The 14,678-nt window shown below is 61.8% G+C and carries 13 protein-coding genes; 12 read left to right on the top strand and 1 reads right to left on the bottom strand.

From position 1 onward, the window contains the following. Window positions 1-11 precede the first annotated feature (11 nt). The 11 genes from FVE66_RS09250 to arsC all read left to right on the top strand — a co-directional run bounded on the left by FVE66_RS09250 (window position 12) and on the right by arsC (window position 10,145). Window positions 12-971, top strand: a complete 960-nt coding sequence (locus FVE66_RS09250; protein WP_241673109.1) for an isochorismatase family protein — start codon at window positions 12-14, stop codon at window positions 969-971. Next, a complete protein-coding gene (locus tag FVE66_RS09245) occupies window positions 968-2,167 on the top strand; it encodes an FAD-dependent monooxygenase (RefSeq protein WP_241673108.1) in 1,200 nt (399 codons plus the stop codon). The genes FVE66_RS09250 and FVE66_RS09245 overlap by 4 nt, the downstream gene beginning before the upstream one ends. A 33-nt stretch (window positions 2,168-2,200) precedes the next feature. Continuing rightward, window positions 2,201-3,067: an FAD binding domain-containing protein gene (locus FVE66_RS09240; protein WP_151447085.1), complete on the top strand. Its 867-nt coding sequence runs from the start codon at window positions 2,201-2,203 to the stop codon at window positions 3,065-3,067. 19 nt (window positions 3,068-3,086) lie between these two features. After that, window positions 3,087-3,611 carry a (2Fe-2S)-binding protein gene (locus FVE66_RS09235; RefSeq protein WP_151447084.1) on the top strand — a complete coding sequence of 175 codons (525 nt, stop codon included), beginning with the start codon at window positions 3,087-3,089 and terminating at the stop codon, window positions 3,609-3,611. Next, window positions 3,608-5,950 (top strand): xanthine dehydrogenase family protein molybdopterin-binding subunit, encoded by a 2,343-nt coding sequence (locus FVE66_RS09230; protein WP_151447083.1) that lies wholly within the window; start codon window positions 3,608-3,610, stop codon window positions 5,948-5,950. The genes FVE66_RS09235 and FVE66_RS09230 overlap by 4 nt, the downstream gene beginning before the upstream one ends. Next, on the top strand, window positions 5,950-6,756 hold the full coding sequence (locus FVE66_RS09225) for an alpha/beta fold hydrolase (protein WP_277753157.1): 807 nt from the start codon (window positions 5,950-5,952) through the stop codon (window positions 6,754-6,756). The genes FVE66_RS09230 and FVE66_RS09225 overlap by 1 nt, the downstream gene beginning before the upstream one ends. A gap of 30 nt (window positions 6,757-6,786) precedes the next feature. Further along, a complete protein-coding gene (locus FVE66_RS09220) occupies window positions 6,787-7,824 on the top strand; it encodes a 2,5-dihydroxypyridine 5,6-dioxygenase NicX family protein (protein WP_194164369.1) in 1,038 nt (345 codons plus the stop codon). Between the two features lie 47 nt (window positions 7,825-7,871). Beyond that, the gene (locus FVE66_RS09215) at window positions 7,872-8,864 is read left to right on the top strand and encodes a Bug family tripartite tricarboxylate transporter substrate binding protein (RefSeq protein WP_161993232.1); all 993 of its coding nucleotides are present in this window, start codon (window positions 7,872-7,874) and stop codon (window positions 8,862-8,864) included. A 169-nt stretch (window positions 8,865-9,033) separates the two neighbouring features. After that, window positions 9,034-9,282, top strand: a complete 249-nt coding sequence (locus FVE66_RS09210) for a FitA-like ribbon-helix-helix domain-containing protein (RefSeq protein ID WP_151447080.1) — start codon at window positions 9,034-9,036, stop codon at window positions 9,280-9,282. A gap of 107 nt (window positions 9,283-9,389) precedes the next feature. Then, window positions 9,390-9,695, top strand: a complete 306-nt coding sequence (locus FVE66_RS09205; protein WP_151447079.1) for a hypothetical protein — start codon at window positions 9,390-9,392, stop codon at window positions 9,693-9,695. 24 nt (window positions 9,696-9,719) lie between these two features. Beyond that, window positions 9,720-10,145, top strand: a complete 426-nt coding sequence (gene arsC / locus FVE66_RS09200; protein ID WP_151447078.1) for an arsenate reductase (glutaredoxin) — start codon at window positions 9,720-9,722, stop codon at window positions 10,143-10,145. Between the two features lie 11 nt (window positions 10,146-10,156). Here arsC and FVE66_RS09195 read toward each other — a convergent pair whose 3' ends face one another. Then, window positions 10,157-10,600: a YkvA family protein gene (locus FVE66_RS09195; protein ID WP_151447077.1), complete on the bottom strand. Its 444-nt coding sequence runs from the start codon at window positions 10,598-10,600 to the stop codon at window positions 10,157-10,159. Between the two features lie 186 nt (window positions 10,601-10,786). Here FVE66_RS09195 and FVE66_RS09190 point away from each other — a divergent pair, with 186 nt between their 5' ends. Continuing rightward, complete coding sequence (locus tag FVE66_RS09190; protein WP_151447076.1) at window positions 10,787-14,668, top strand: DUF748 domain-containing protein; 3,882 nt, start codon at window positions 10,787-10,789, stop codon at window positions 14,666-14,668. Window positions 14,669-14,678 lie beyond the last annotated feature (10 nt).

Below are 14,678 nucleotides of genomic sequence, written 5' to 3'. Positions count from 1 at the left end.
TAGCTTGGGGGATGAGCCAGGCTGGCTCGGTTCGGATTATCGCATTTCAGGGGCTGGTTTTTCTGTTCGGGAAAACCAGCGGCGGCAAGGGACTTGGACTGGATGCGCCAGATCCCCTTGCTCCTTTTACTCATTTTGACCGGCCCGGCGAAATAGATATTGACGCTCAAAATTCTGGCTGGCAGAATCAAGTTCTGAAATATACCGAATCAGAAGGCCATATGCCAGCGAACTCCGACATCCTCATGCCGAACGACGATCTCCCGTGGAGTGGAGTGATCCCGCCGGCAGAGCTTGATCTTTACCAGGCCATCGGCTTTGGCCAGAAGTCTTTCAAGCCGGGTGTTGCTGCCCTCTTGGTAATCGACCTGCAGTACCGCTCGGTCGGGGAGCGCCCGCTTCCGATCAGGGAGGCCATCAAGGAATATCCCACCAGTTGTGGCGAGTTCGGCTGGAAAGCAGTGCCTCACATCGGCAAGCTCATCAGCAGCTTTCGCGCCAACGGATTGCCCGTGATTTATCCCTATGTGGCCCCCAAGCGCAGCAACTACGGCGGACGCTGGGCGGACAAGGCGCCGGCGGTCATGTCGATCCCGGCGCGCGGCTATGAGTTCGTCAAGGAAGTCGCGCCCCACGATGACGACCTGCTGGTCCCCAAGCAGCATGCCAGCGCGTTCTTCGGAACCTCGCTGCTCAGCTACCTGATCGACCGCGGTGTAAGAACCGTTTTCGTCGCCGGCACGACCACCAGCGGGTGCGTGCGTGCGACCGTCGTAGATGCGTCTTCATTCGGCTTCCAGGTGGTGGTGCCGCATGAGTGCGTGTTCGACCGCTCCCAGGTCTCGCATGCCGTCAATCTGTTCGACATGGACAGCAAATATGCGGACGTGGTGTCAGTGGCCGAGGCGAGCCGTATGATCGAAGAAAATTGCCGCCAGGATGTCGGCAGCGCGAAAGGAGTCCAGCGGTGAACAGCAAGTTGCATGTATTGATTTCTGGTGGCGGCATTGGCGGTCTGACCGGCGCACTGGCGCTGTTGCAGCGCGGCGTTGATGTCGACGTTTTCGAACAGGCCCAGGAGCTGAAGGAAATCGGGGCAGGGGTTCAGCTGGGGCCGAACGCAGTCCGGGTCCTGTATGCGCTCGGGCTGAAGGATGCGGTCGAAAAACTGGCGGTGCAGGCCAGTGGCAAGGAAATCAGGATCTGGAGCAGTGGCAAGACCACGCCGCTGTTCAATCTGGGCGATGAATCGGTCGAGCGCTATGGTGTTCCCTATCTGCTGATGCATAGGGCGGACTTGCACCAGGTGCTGGTCGATGCCGTGCGTGCTTGCAAGGCCGACGCCATTCACATTGCATCGCGCGGCACCGGTTTCCGGCAGGACGCCGATGGGGTCGAATTGATTCTGGAAGACGGCACCAGCGTCCGCGGCGATGTGCTGGTCGGTGCTGATGGATTGCATTCCAGGATCAGGCGGCAGCTGGCCGGCGAGGACAAGGCCACCTTCACCGGTGGCATGTGCTGGCGCGGCATGATTCCGATCGACCGGCTGCCGGCCCATTTGCGCCGGCCGGTGGGCGCCAACTGGATCGGCCCGCGAGGTCACATCATTACTTATCCAGTGCGTAGCGGACGGCTGCTCAATTTCGTCGGGCATGTCGAACGGGATGACTGGCAAGTCGAGTCCTGGACCGAGCCCGGAACAATCGCCGAGTGCGCCGCTGATTACCAGGGCTGGCATCCGGATGTCCAGCTGATGATTTCGAATATCGAGCATCCATTCAAATGGGCGCTGTTCCTGCGTTCCCCGCTGCAGAAATGGAGCGACGGCCGCGTCACGCTGCTTGGCGATGCATGCCACTCCACCTTGCCGTACCTGGCACAAGGCGCCAACATGGCAATTGAAGACGGCTATGTGCTTGGCCGCGCGCTCGCGCAGGAAAGCACGGATCCAGTTGCTGCTTTGCTCCGATACGAAAAGGCACGGGTCGAACGCACGACCCGCATCGTCAACAAGTCTGCAGAGAACCTGACACGCTTCCACAACGCGCAGCTGGAAGATCCGGTGCTGGCCGATTCCTATACATCGGCGGAGTGGGACCCGGCGCGCATACGAGAGCGCTATGACTGGTTGTTCCGGTACGATGCCGTGAACGTCGAGATCTGATTGATAACCGTGCGCTGAAACACAAATCAAATCATGAAGCCACCCCGATTCCAGTACGAAGCACCGACCAGCCTGGAGCAGGCATTGTCCAGGTTGGCCGAGCTAGGGCCCGACGCGCGGCTGCTTGCAGGAGGGCAGAGCCTGGTGCCTGCGATGAACTTGCGCCTGGCCAATCCCGCGCATGTGATCGACCTGCGGCTGCTGACCGACTTGCAGGAAATCGAACAGCTTGCCGACGGCACCATCCGTGCCGGCGCGATGACGCGGCATGTCGATTTCGAGAGAAGCGAATTGCTTGCCGAGTGCATGCCGCTGGTGCCGGCAGTCATGCGCAAGGTCGCGCATCCGCAGATTCGTCACCGCGGCACCATCGGCGGAAGCCTGGCGCATGCTGACCCGGCAGCGGAATGGCCGGCACTGGCAATGGCGCTCGATGCGAGCATCGTGCTGCAAAGCACGCAGGGACAGCGGCGGCTCAAGGCTGAGGACTTTTTCCGCCAGGTCTATTCGACTGCGCTGCAGCCGGACGAAATGATCGTTGCAGTCGAATTCCCGGCTTGGCCGCCAGGACGCGGCTGGGGATTCGAAGAGGTGTCACGGCGAACCGGTGACTTCGCCATGGCGGGCGTGATCTGTACGCTGGATCTGGACCAGCAGCGGCGCTGCATCGGGGCCCAATGCATCATCTTCGCGGCCAGCGACAAGCCCTTCATGCTGGATGCTGCATCGGATCTGCTGGCCGGGCAGCAGCCAGGCGAGGACCTGATCGCGCAGGTTGCGCGCGCAGCCCGCGCGGCGGTCAGTCCCCTGGGCGATCACCATGCCTCATCCGAGTATCGCCTCGAGTTGGTCGAGGTATTGACTGCCCGCGCGCTGAAGCAAGCGTGCGCGCTCCAATGACCATGGACAGGAAGCAATCATGAGCGACAAGGTTCAAATCCAGTTGCGAGTCAACGGGAAGAGGGTAGAAAAACAGGTCGAACCACGGCTGACCCTGGCTGACTTCCTGCGCGAGGTCCTGGACCTGACAGGAACCCATCTCGGTTGCGAGCATGGCGTATGCGGGGCCTGCACTGTGCTGTTGGGCGGCGAATCGGTACGCGCTTGCCTGATGTTTGCCGTCCAGGCCGACAACTGCGATGTGGTCACCATCGAGGGGCTGACGCCCGAGGGGCAGTTGAGCGACCTGCAGCAGAATTTCCGCTCCCACCATGCGTTGCAATGCGGCTTCTGCACGCCCGGCATGGTGACCACCGCGCATGCCTTTCTGGAGAGGAATCCGCAACCCAGCCGCGAGCAGGCGCGCGAGGCGATCTCGGGCAATATCTGCCGCTGCACGGGCTACATCCCGATCATCGATGCCATCATGGCGACCGCCGGGCAACGGGCAATGAATTCAATTGCGGCCGATTCGTCTGATCCGGCCGTGGGGGGCGCCCAATGAGCGAGCCCATGATCGGCCGCGCCGTCGAGCGGCGCGAGGATGAGCGCTTCGTTTCCGGGCGCGGCACCTACGTGGACGACATCAAGCGCCCGGGCATGTTGCATGCCGTGATGGTGCGCAGTCCGATAGCACACGGCAGGATACAGGGCATCGACGCCAGTGCTGCGCTGGATATGCCGGGCGTGGTGATGGTATTGAGCTGGGCCGACATCGCCGAGTACGCCAAGACCATTCCGCAACGTACTTGTCCCCTGCCGGGCATGGAAAAATTCCTGCAGTGGCCATTGGCACAATCCATCGTGCGCTACGTCGGCGAGCCGGTCGCACTGGTAGTCGCCGAGAGCCGCTATGTGGCCGAAGATGCGGCCGAAGCGGTGTTCGTGGAATACGAGTCGCTCGAGGCGGTGGTCGACTCGCTTCGCGCGGCGCAAGGCGGACCGGTACTCCACGCCGAACAGGGAAGCAACCTGGCCACTTCCTATCGCGTTGCGCGCGGCGATGCCGCAGCGGCATTTGCCAATGCTCATTACACGCGCAAGGAAAGCTTCTACATTCATCGCCACAGCGCGGTTCCGCTGGAAACGCGCGGCCTGGTCGCGGAATGGGATGCTGGCGCGGAGCGCATGCGGGTATGGGGCGCCGGCAAGGTGCCGTTTGCCAACCGGACGATCCTGGCCGACATGCTGCGCCTGCCGGCGACATCGGTCGAGATGATCGAGGTTGACATCGGCGGCAGCTTTGGCGTGCGCGGCGACTTCTATCCGGAAGATTTTGTCATCCCTTTTGCCGCGAAGCGGCTGGGAAGGCCGGTGAAATGGATCGAGGACAGGCGTGAGAACCTGATGGCGATGAATCATTCGCGCGAGATGCATTGCGAACTGGAGATCGCGCTGGATGCCGATGGCCTATTACTGGGGATGCGTGGCAAGGTGGTTTCGGACATCGGCGCTTATGTCCGCACCAACGCCGGCGTGATGGCTGGCAAGGGAACCCAGTTCCTGCAGGGACCCTATGCGATCGGCAATCTCGAGTTCGACGTCAGCGCGGTACTGACCAACAAGACCCCGTCCGGCACTTACCGCGGGCCGGGCCGATACGAGTCCACGTTTTTCCGAGAGCGGCTGATCGACCTTGCGGCGGCCGACCTTGGCATTGATCCGGTCGAGCTGCGAAAGAGGAACCTGATCAGGTCCGACCAGATGCCGTATGACGCGGGCGCCCTGGTTCCCGGGCAGCCGAGCACGATCTACGACACCGGCGATTTTCCCCGCGTATTCGATATCGCGCTGTCGCACTTCGACTACGACAAGTTGAAGGCGCTGGACGGTCGCGAGATTGACGGACGGCTGCATGGCACAGGCCTGGCCTGTTTTGTCGAATCGACCGGCGGCGGGCCGGCCGAGCACGCCAGGCTGGAGCTGCGCCGTGGCGGCATGTTCGATCTGTTCGTGGGATCGTCAAGCGCGGGGCAGGGGCACGAGACCGTGATGGCCCAAGTGCTGGCCGATGAGCTCGGCGTGCCCTTCGACGCCATTCGCGTCTATCACGGCAGTACCACCTACCTCAAGCAGGGTTTTGGCGCCTACCACAGCAGATCCGCGGTCATGGGGGGCAGCGCAGTTGCCGCCGTGGCCAAGGTAATGCAGCAACGCTTGCTGGAGCGCGCGGCACGGCTGCTGGGCCTGGAGGGAACGGCAGGCCTGGCCTGGGAAAACGCGGCCGTGGTCCGCGCCAGCGATAACACCATCCTCGCCACGCTGGAGTCGCTGGCTGCCGCACTGCCCGAGTGCGACCCGCTGGAATGGGGCGAGGAATGCGCCGAAGCCTCATTCGCGAATGACAGGCTGACCTTTACCTTCGGGGTCCACCTGGCCCATGTCAGCGTCGATCCGCGCACGGCGCAGGTACGGGTTGAAAACTTCCTGTGTGTAGAGGATCTCGGCCGCATCCTGAACCCGGCGATCGTGCATGGCCAGGCGATTGGCTCCGCAGTCCAGGGCATGGGCGGCGCCTTCCTTGACGAATTCATTTATGACGAGGCCGGCCAGCTGATCACCGGGAGTTTCGGCGACTACCTGCTGCCGACCAGCACCGATTTCGAGAATGTCGATGCGCTGAGCCTGGAGATCGCGCGTTCCCCATCCAACCCGCTCGGCGTCAAGGGCGCAGGCGAGGGCGGCATCATCGGCGCAGGCGCAGCCCTGGCGAATGCGGTTTCAAACGCGTTGTCTGCCAGTTCCGTATCGGTGACCCGGCTCCCCATGTCGCTCGACAAATTGGCAGCGATGATTCGATCGGGCCAGGCCAGGCAGGCCAGCCAGTCCGGGAAGCCGGCCTGATGAGCTTCCTTTACGGCAAACACGTCCGCGCCAACGGCATCCGGCAACATTATTTGCGCTATGGCGGAACGGGCCCGGTTGTGCTGCTGGTGCCGGGCATCGTCAGTCCTGCCGCACTTTGGGATCATGTCGGCCAATGGCTGGGACTTACCCACGACTGCTACATCCTCGATGTTCGCGGCCGTGGCCTGTCCGAGTCCGGGCCGCACCTGGACTACGGCGTGGATGCCTGCGCCAACGACATCCTGGCTTTTGCCGAGGCGCTGGCACTGGGGCCGCATGTGGTGCTCGGGCATTCGATGGGGGCGCGCATCGCGCTGCATGCGGCCCGCATCGATGCCTCAAGCATCAGCCAATTGATATTGCTAGACCCGCCCACCAGCGGGCCCGGCCGCCGGCTTTACCCGATTCCCATGGAGCGCACGCTGAAGCTGCTACGCGCCGCGCAACGCGGGGAGGGCGAACTGGCATTGCGCGCTGCGGACCAGGCGCCGTGGCCAGAGGAGCTGCTGCTCAAGCGGGCAGAGTGGCTGCCCACCTGCGATGAGCGCGTGGTTCATGTGACCTATGACGACTTCCACCAGCAAGACATGCACGCAGACCTGCAAGCGGTGCAGGTACCGGTAGCGTTGATCTGCGCCGGCAAGGGCGGCGTGGTGTCCGAGGACGATGTGCGCGAAATGCAGGGCTTGAACCCGCGCTTGCGCGTAACGCGCCTGGCCGCTGCCGGCCACCAGCTCCAGGTGGATGACTTCGAGGGCTTGTGCGCCAGCCTCGCCCATGCGCTTCATAAACCCGCTTCATAGACCCTCCACTCAGGAAGCCTGAAATCGCTTATGAAAATTGATGCCGAAATGCTGGAGCTTTTCCTGGCCCAGCTGAAGCTGTGCAAAGTCAGTCCCGGCGAAGTGGTGGTCGTGCTCAGCGCTGGTGCGGAGTGGGCTGATTACGCCCAGGCCTTCATGGTCGCTGCCCAGCAATTGGGCGCGCAGACCTTCAACCTGAACGTTTCGCGCAGCCAGCGCAATGCGGTGGCGGTCCAGGGCCGTCATCCGCTGGTTGGCAACAAACTTGCTTTGGAAACCCTCAAGTCGGCCGACATGGTGATTGACCTGGTCGGGCTGTTGTTCTCGCGCGAGCAGGCGGAAATCCAGGCGGCCGGCGCACGGATCCTGAGGGTGATGGAGCCACTGCATGTCCTGAAGCAGATGTTCCCGACTGAAGATTTACGGCGCCGGGTGGAGTTCGCCAAATCCCTGCTGGAGAAGGCGAAGGAGTTGCGATTCACCTCGGAGGCAGGGACCGACATTCGCTACGAGCTTGGCCAGTATCCGGTGATCTCGGAGTACGGCTATACCTTCGAGGCCGGACGCTGGGACCATTTTCCCTCGGGTTTTGCCTTTACCCAGGGTAACGACGGCGGTATCAACGGCACGGTCGTGCTGCAGCCGGGGGACATCATCGCGGCCTTCAAGCAGTACGTGCAGTCGAAGGTCGTGCTGCGGGTGGAAAAGGGGTATGTGGTTGCGATAGAAGGTGACGGGATGGATGCCCAGCTCATCAAGGATTACATGGACCGCTTCAATGATCCGCGCGCCTTTGCGATTTCGCATATCGGCTGGGGTTTGAACGAGAAGGCCCGCTGGTACCAGTTTTCGGCAACCCGTCAGCTGGCCGAAGAGCATGTGATGAATGCGCTGTCCTTCTACGGCAATGTGCTTTTCTCGACCGGGCCGAACCTGGAACTTGGCGGCACCAACGATACCGCATGCCACATGGACCTGCCGATGCGCCAGTGCAGCCTGTGGCTGGATGGGGTCCGGATACTGGACAAGGGGGATGTGGTTCATCCCGAGATGAAGGTTTCAGCCTGATTTTTTCTAACGCAAGAAAACGTGCAAGGGGTGGGCAAGTCATGAATATGAAATGGATCAAAACGGTAGTGGGTGTGCTGGCGGCTGGCCTGGTGATCCAGACTCAAGCGCAGGCACAGGCGCAGGCGCAGGCTCAGGGCGATGCGGCTTATCCTGCCAAGCCAATCAAGTTTGTGGTGGGCTTCGCTCCCGGCGGCGGCACCGATATCCTGGCCCGCCTGATTGCGACGCCCTTGTCGCAAAAATTGGGGCAGCCGGTGGTCGTCGAAAACGTCCCGGGCGCCAGCGGCGCAATCGCTGCGGTCAATGTCAAGAACGCGCCGAATGATGGTTATACCCTGCTGATCGGCGCCAGCGGGGCGATGGCCATCAACCCGGCAGTGCAGAAGAAGCTCAACTATGACCCGGTCAACGACTTTGCGCCGATCACGGTACTGGGCACTTATCCGATCGTCTTCAGCACCAAGCTCGACCTGCCGGTTCGGACGACGCGCGAGCTGATCGATCGCGCCAAGGCCAATCCCGGGGCATTGAACTTCGGTGGCGCGGGCGTGCTGTTCCAGTTGACTGGCGAGCTGTTCAACCAGCGTGCCGGCACGACCATGACATTCATTCCCTACAAGGGCACCGCACCGGCTGTTTCGGCGATTCTTGGCGGCGAAATCGATCTGCTGGTCGCCGACATTGCGCCGGTGATGTCGCTGATCCAGGCGCAGCGCATCCGCCCGATTGCGATATCTTCGGCAACCCGCTCCAGGAATTTGCCTGATGTGCCGACTGTGGCCGAATCCGGCATCCCCGGCTTCGCCGTCGACGTGTTTGTCGGCCTGTTCGGACGTGCCGGAACCCCGCCTGCAGTGATCGAGCGGTTGCACCGCGAAATCGCCGCCATCCTGGCTACGCCGGCAATCCGGCAGCAAATGGAAAAGTCGGGCATCAGCCCATCTGGCCTGCGGCCGCAGGAAACAGCTGCAATGCTCAAGGCCGAGATCGCCAAATACACCGAGGCGGCGCGGCGCGCAAATATCAGCATCGATTGATCAGCATCGATCAGGGCAGCCGCGCATGCCAGCGCGATCGCGGTTTGCAGCGGCAGGGGAATCCCCCTTTCTCCACCAGATGAAATTGGCCCCGCCTGGGGCTTTTTTCATTGGACTTTCGGCTTATGGCAAAATGCAGGCATAGTGGTTCCATTATGGTGAACGCGCCATGTCAACTACCCTGACCCTGAAGAACATTCCAGAGGCCGTGTACGAGCGCCTGAAAGCCTCCGCGGAAAGTCACCGGCGGAGCCTGAACAGCGAGGCCATTGTGTGCCTCGAATCCGTGCTGCTGCCGACCAGGATGCCGCCTGCCGAACGACTGGCTCGTGCCCGTGAATTGCGCGCTGCCTTGCCCAAGGGAAAATTCTCTGCTCGCGATATCGACGAAGTCAAGCGCGAGGGGCGCCCATCATAGTGGTTGACTCCAATGTGCCAGGCTGTCTCTGTTTGGCGGGCTGTAAAAAATGCAGTAGACACTAATCCAGAGAGGCACACCAGGTGGCAGTAGATCCAGGAACAATTTTGGCAGGAGCAGAGCTTCTGAAGTCGGCAATCAAGGGGTTTTCCGACTGGCAAAAGCGGCGCGCGGAACCTGTCGATCCGCAAGCGAGTCCGCAATCGCAGATATCGACCGTCGCAGGGCGGCTGGAAACGCTGGAACGCGCGGAGATTGCGCAGGCCGAGCTGGTCAGGAACATGGCCGAGCAGATCAACGCCTTGTCGGTCAGCCATGCTGAACTGTCCAGGAAACTGAGCCTGGCGCTGGCGGCCGCCGGGGTTGCCATCCTGTTGTCCGTCGTGGCGATCGGGGTCAATCTGCTACGTTAGCTACTTTAGCGCAGTTCATCCAACATGAAAATCACCATCTATCACAACCCGAATTGCGGCACGTCCCGCAACACGCTGGCCCTGATCCGCAACGCAGGCGTCGAACCGCAGGTCATCGAGTACCTGAAAACGCCGCCCAGCCGGGGCGAGCTGAAGAAGCTGATCGCCGATGCCGGCCTGACCGTCAGGCAGGCGCTACGCGAAAAAGGAACGCCGTTCGCGGAACTGAAGCTGGATGATCCGGCGCTCAGCGATGAGCAGCTTCTCGACGCCATCGTCGCCCACCCGATCCTGCTGAACCGGCCGTTCGTCGTGACGCCGCAAGGAACCAGCTTGTGCCGCCCGTCGGAAAAAGTCCTGGAGATATTGCCGCTGCCGCAGCAAGGTGCGTTCGTCAAGGAAGATGGCGAAGTGGTGATCGATGCGCAGGGACGCCGGGTGGCGAAGTAGGCGAGGGTGGCCTACCAGCCCGGCGCCTTCGCGAACCAGGTCCACATTCCCGCAGTGACGGCAATCCAGACCACAAGCACGAGCAAGATTCCCCAGTTGCTTCGCGGTTTTTGTCCTTCCCTTTCCATCCATTCCGCAGCCTTGACCCTGCTTGCTTCCAGCACGCCGGCGGGGATCATCCTGATCGTCAGCCAGATCAGGGCTGGCAGCAGGATTACGTCGTCAAGGTAACCAAGCACCGGAATGAAGTCGGGGATCAGGTCGATCGGGCTGAGCGCGTAAGCGACGACGAAAACCCCCAGTGCCCTGGCGGCCAGTGGTGTGTGCGGATGTTTGCAGGCGAACCAGAGGGTCACGCCATCCCGTTTGATGGTTCCTGCCCATGCCCGGATTTTTTCGCGGACGGACTTTTCGCTGACGGACTTTTTGCGGACGGACTTTTCGCGGAGTTTCATGCGGCTATTTTGCACCAGGCCATGTGCCAATGGCGGCGCTCGTGCGGTTCATCATCGGATAATCGGATATTCCGGCAAGGTCGATTGCAGGTCGATTATCATAGGGTCGGTCCTCACCATGATCTTTCACGCGACAACACGTGCTTGCTCCGTCCCTTGTCGCCATAAACCACAAGTGCCAACAGCGTGCAAACTCCCGCCATCCCCGCTTTCGCCAAGAATCCCGTACTGAGGAAAACCCTGTTGTGGGCAGTCGCTGTCGTGCTTGTCCTCTGGGCCGCCGGATTCATGGTGGTGCCCTATGCGGTCAAGCCGCTGATCATTCGCGCGCTGGAGGAAAAATTCCACCGGCCGGTGGCGATCCGGGAGATCCACATCAACCCGATCCACCTTTCGGCGCGGGTCAACGGTTTCACGCTGGGCGAGCGCAGTGGTGGCCCTGCCGTGCTGAGCGTCGATGAGCTGTATGTGAACCTGCAGGCCCAGTCGCTGCTGAAACTGGCGCCGGTGATCGAGGAAATCACCGTCAACAAGCCCCACGTCAGGCTGGTGCGCAATGAAGATAACAGCTACAACATCAGCGACATCATTGCCGAACTGAGCAAGCCCTCGCCGCCGGAGGCACGTCCGGCCCGCTTCTCGCTGAACAATATCGCGCTGCACGGCGGCAAGGTCGAGTTCGACGACCGTCCGGAACAGGCGCGTCATGTGGTCTCGGATATCGAGTTTTCGATTCCCTTCGTGTCCAACCTGGATTACGCCACCGATATCTACGTCAAGCCGGCGCTGTCGGCCAAGGTGAACGGCGCGCCATTCAGCCTCGGTGGCCAGTCCAAGCCATTCAGCAAAACCCGAGAGAGCACGGCGCAGATCGACATCAAGAATGTGGATGTGCCCTTCTACCTGAAATATGTGCCGGTCGACCTGAAGTTCCAGGTGCCGTCAGGCCGGCTGGACGCGGGCCTGACGATCACGTTCATGCAGCCGCCCGGGGGCGCGCCGGCCATCACGCTGTCCGGCAAGGCTGCGCTGAATGGTGTCGCCATGACGCAGGGGGCAAATGGTCCGCTGCTGTCGTTTCCGCGCCTGGCGGTGGATATTGCCTCGGCAGATCTGGTGAGCAGAAAGGTTGTTTTGCGGCAGATCGCACTGGACCGGCCTGAACTGCACGTGCGCCGTGAAAAGGGCGGCGGCTTGAACCTGGCGCGGCTGGCGCCTGAAACGCCAGCCGCGCCCACAGCGCCGGCCAAGGGCGCAGACAAGGGCGCTGCAGTCCCAGTTGTACCCCCATTCATACTCCAGGCTAACGAGATCAAGCTCGCTGGTGGCGTGGTCCGGTTTGTCGACGACAGTATGGCCAGGCCGTTCCAGGCCCGGGTGCAGGATCTCGACCTGAATGTGAAAAATTTCACCACCGAGCCCGGCAAACCGGCGGCGGTCGAAGCCTCGTTCGCCACCGATGGCGGGGAAACGTTCAAGCACACTGGGCAGGCAAGCATGGCGCCACTCTCGGTTGAAGGAATTGTCCAGCTCGGGCGGCTAGGCCTGAAACGCTACGCGCCCTACTACGCAGGGCTGGTGGGTTTCGATGTAATGGACGGGGCGCTGGACTTGTCGACGCGCTATAAGGTCAGTGCCGACGGCGGCAAGGCGCTTCAGGTCGGCCTGACTGAACTGGCGGGCAAGCTTGATGCGCTGCGGCTGCGGCAGCCTGGACCGCCGGCCGCTGCGCAGTCAGGCAAGGAAAAACGGGGCAAGAAGGGGAAAAGTGTTGATCAGGCCGACTTCCTGACGATCGGCACGCTGGCGCTGAAGGGCGGCGCACTCGATCTCGGCAAGCGTTCGTTCACGCTGGATGAACTGAGCACGACGAACGGCTCGGTGATCGCCATCCGCGGCGCCGATGGCCAGATCGACCTGGCCAATCTGATGGCGCCCCCGGCCAGCGCGAAGCCGGCAGCAAGCGCCAGCAGCAAGGCCGGCAAGCCGCAGGCAGACAAAGCCAAGGTAGAGAAAGCCAAAGCAAGCAAAGCCAGAGACACCGAACGCACCAAGGTGGTCAAGTCCGCAGACACTGCCGCGCCTTGGCAATTTGCGCTGAAGACGCTGTCGGTCGACGGCTACGCTGCCACCCTCAAATCCGTCACGCATGGCCAGGTCGCTACGCTGGCGACGAATGCCATCCGGATCCGGGCCAGCAATCTCTCCAACCGGAAAGACAGCAAGGCCAAGCTCGACCTGCAAGCCCGGCTCGGCAAGTCGGGGCGCCTGCTGGTCAACGGCGATGCTGCTATGAACCCGCTGGCAGCCCGGCTCAATCTCGATGTCAGGGGCCTGGCCCTGCTGCCGCTGCAGCCGTATTTCGCGGAAAAAATCAACATCACGGTCACCGACGGCAGCGTCGGCGCCAAGGGCTTGCTGCAACTCGGCCTGACGCCGGGCGGCGCATTGCAGGCGGCTTTTGCGGGCAATGCCCGGGTCGATAACCTGGCCACGGTCGACAATGCCAGCACTGAAGATTTCCTGAAGTGGAAATCGCTGCGCTTGCGCCAGGTCAACGCCATGACGCAGCCGTCCCTGCGCATCGGCATCGCCGAAATCTCGCTCGCGGATTTCTACTCGCATCTGGTGATCAATCCGGACGGCAGCTTCAATGTCCAGAAAATCCTGGTCCAGGAGGATCAGGCTGCCGGCGCGCCAACCGGTACCGGAACGCCTGCAGGGAATGCCAGTGCGGCCAATCTGGCAAGCGCGCAGGGTGCGCCAGTTGCGGCCCCTGCAGCCCCGAGGGCGCAGGTTTCGCAAGCATCATCACAGGCATCACAGGCATCACAGTCATCGCAGCCAGCGCCTCCGGCTGCCGGCAAGCCTTCGATCACGATCGCCAGGCTGTCACTGCAGAACGGTCATGTCGATTTCCATGACCACTTCATCCAGCCCAATTACTCCGCCGACCTGACCGATCTTGGCGGCGCCGTGACCGGCCTCTCGTCCGACCCCGGCGCGCTGGCCGACGTCGGCATCAAGGGACGGGTCAACAACCAGGGGCAACTCGATATCACCGGCAAGGTCAATCCACTGTCCGGCAACCTGTTCCTTGATCTGCTGGCAAAGCTGACCGATTTCGAACTCTCGCCGCTCACTCCCTATGCCGCCAAGTATGCGGGCTATGGCATCGAGAAGGGCAAGCTCTCCTTCGACGTGAAGTATCGGGTCGAAGACCGCAAGCTGACGGCAGAGAACCACCTGATCCTCAATCAGCTGACCTTCGGCCAGAAGGTGGACAGTCCCACTGCTACCAAGCTTCCTGTGCTCTTTGCGGTTGCCCTGCTCAAGGACCGCCACGGCAATATCGATCTCAACCTGCCGATCGCCGGCTCGCTGGATGATCCGAAGTTCAGCATGGGCGGCCTGATCGTCAAGGTAATCGTCAACCTGATTGTCAAGGCGGTGACTGCGCCGTTCAGCCTGATCGCGAACATGTTCGGCGGCGGGCAGGAAATGAGTCACCTGGAATTCGACTACGGCAGCGCTGCGCTGCTGGCGGACGCGGAGTCGAAGCTCAAGTCGCTGGGCACGGCATTGCACGACCGCCCCAGCCTGAAGCTGGACGTAGCCGGCCGGGCCGACCCCGTGAAGGATGCGGAGGGACTGAAGCGCAAGGCGCTGGACCACAAGGTCAAGGCCCAGAAATTGAAAGCACTGGTCAAGGAAGGTGAGTCGGCAACATCGGCAGACGCGGTCACGATCGCGCCCGACGAGTACCCGAAATATCTTGCCGCGGCCTATGACCAGGAAAAAATCCCCGGCAAGCCGCGCTCCATCATCGGCCTGGCGAAAAAATTGCCGGTGGCGGAGATGGAGGCGCTGATGCTGGCCAACATCAAGGTCAGCGACGACGATCTGCGCGAACTGGCAAACCAGCGCGCCATGGATGTGAAAAACTATCTGGTGAAAAACGGCCAGGTCGGATCGGAGCGCATCTTCATTGTCAGCGCCCCGGCCGCGAAGCCGGAGCAGGAAAAACTCAAGCAAAGCCGGGTCGATTTCAGCCTGGGAGCAAAGTAAGGAGCAGGCA

This window comes from Lacisediminimonas profundi (genome assembly GCF_008831265.1).
Lineage (GTDB): Bacteria > Pseudomonadota > Gammaproteobacteria > Burkholderiales > Burkholderiaceae_D > Lacisediminimonas > Lacisediminimonas profundi.
The sequence above is the reverse complement of the archived record's forward strand: the minus strand, read 5'-3'. Positions and strand labels throughout refer to the sequence as shown.

Bases quoted from the DNA above. Each gene is read 5' to 3' on its own strand.
- FVE66_RS09225 (WP_277753157.1), top strand. From the start codon at position 5,950: ATGAGCTTCCTTTACGGCAAACACGTCCGCGCCAACGGCATCCGGCAA.
- FVE66_RS09195 (WP_151447077.1), bottom strand. From the start codon at position 10,600: ATGAAACTCCGCGAAAAGTCCGTCCGCAAAAAGTCCGTCAGCGAAAAG.
- FVE66_RS09220 (WP_194164369.1), top strand. From the start codon at position 6,787: ATGAAAATTGATGCCGAAATGCTGGAGCTTTTCCTGGCCCAGCTGAAG.
- arsC (WP_151447078.1), top strand. From the start codon at position 9,720: ATGAAAATCACCATCTATCACAACCCGAATTGCGGCACGTCCCGCAAC.
- FVE66_RS09210 (WP_151447080.1), top strand. From the start codon at position 9,034: ATGTCAACTACCCTGACCCTGAAGAACATTCCAGAGGCCGTGTACGAG.
- FVE66_RS09240 (WP_151447085.1), top strand. From the start codon at position 2,201: ATGAAGCCACCCCGATTCCAGTACGAAGCACCGACCAGCCTGGAGCAG.
- FVE66_RS09230 (WP_151447083.1), top strand. From the start codon at position 3,608: ATGAGCGAGCCCATGATCGGCCGCGCCGTCGAGCGGCGCGAGGATGAG.
- FVE66_RS09250 (WP_241673109.1), top strand. From the start codon at position 12: ATGAGCCAGGCTGGCTCGGTTCGGATTATCGCATTTCAGGGGCTGGTT.
- FVE66_RS09215 (WP_161993232.1), top strand. From the start codon at position 7,872: ATGAAATGGATCAAAACGGTAGTGGGTGTGCTGGCGGCTGGCCTGGTG.
- FVE66_RS09235 (WP_151447084.1), top strand. From the start codon at position 3,087: ATGAGCGACAAGGTTCAAATCCAGTTGCGAGTCAACGGGAAGAGGGTA.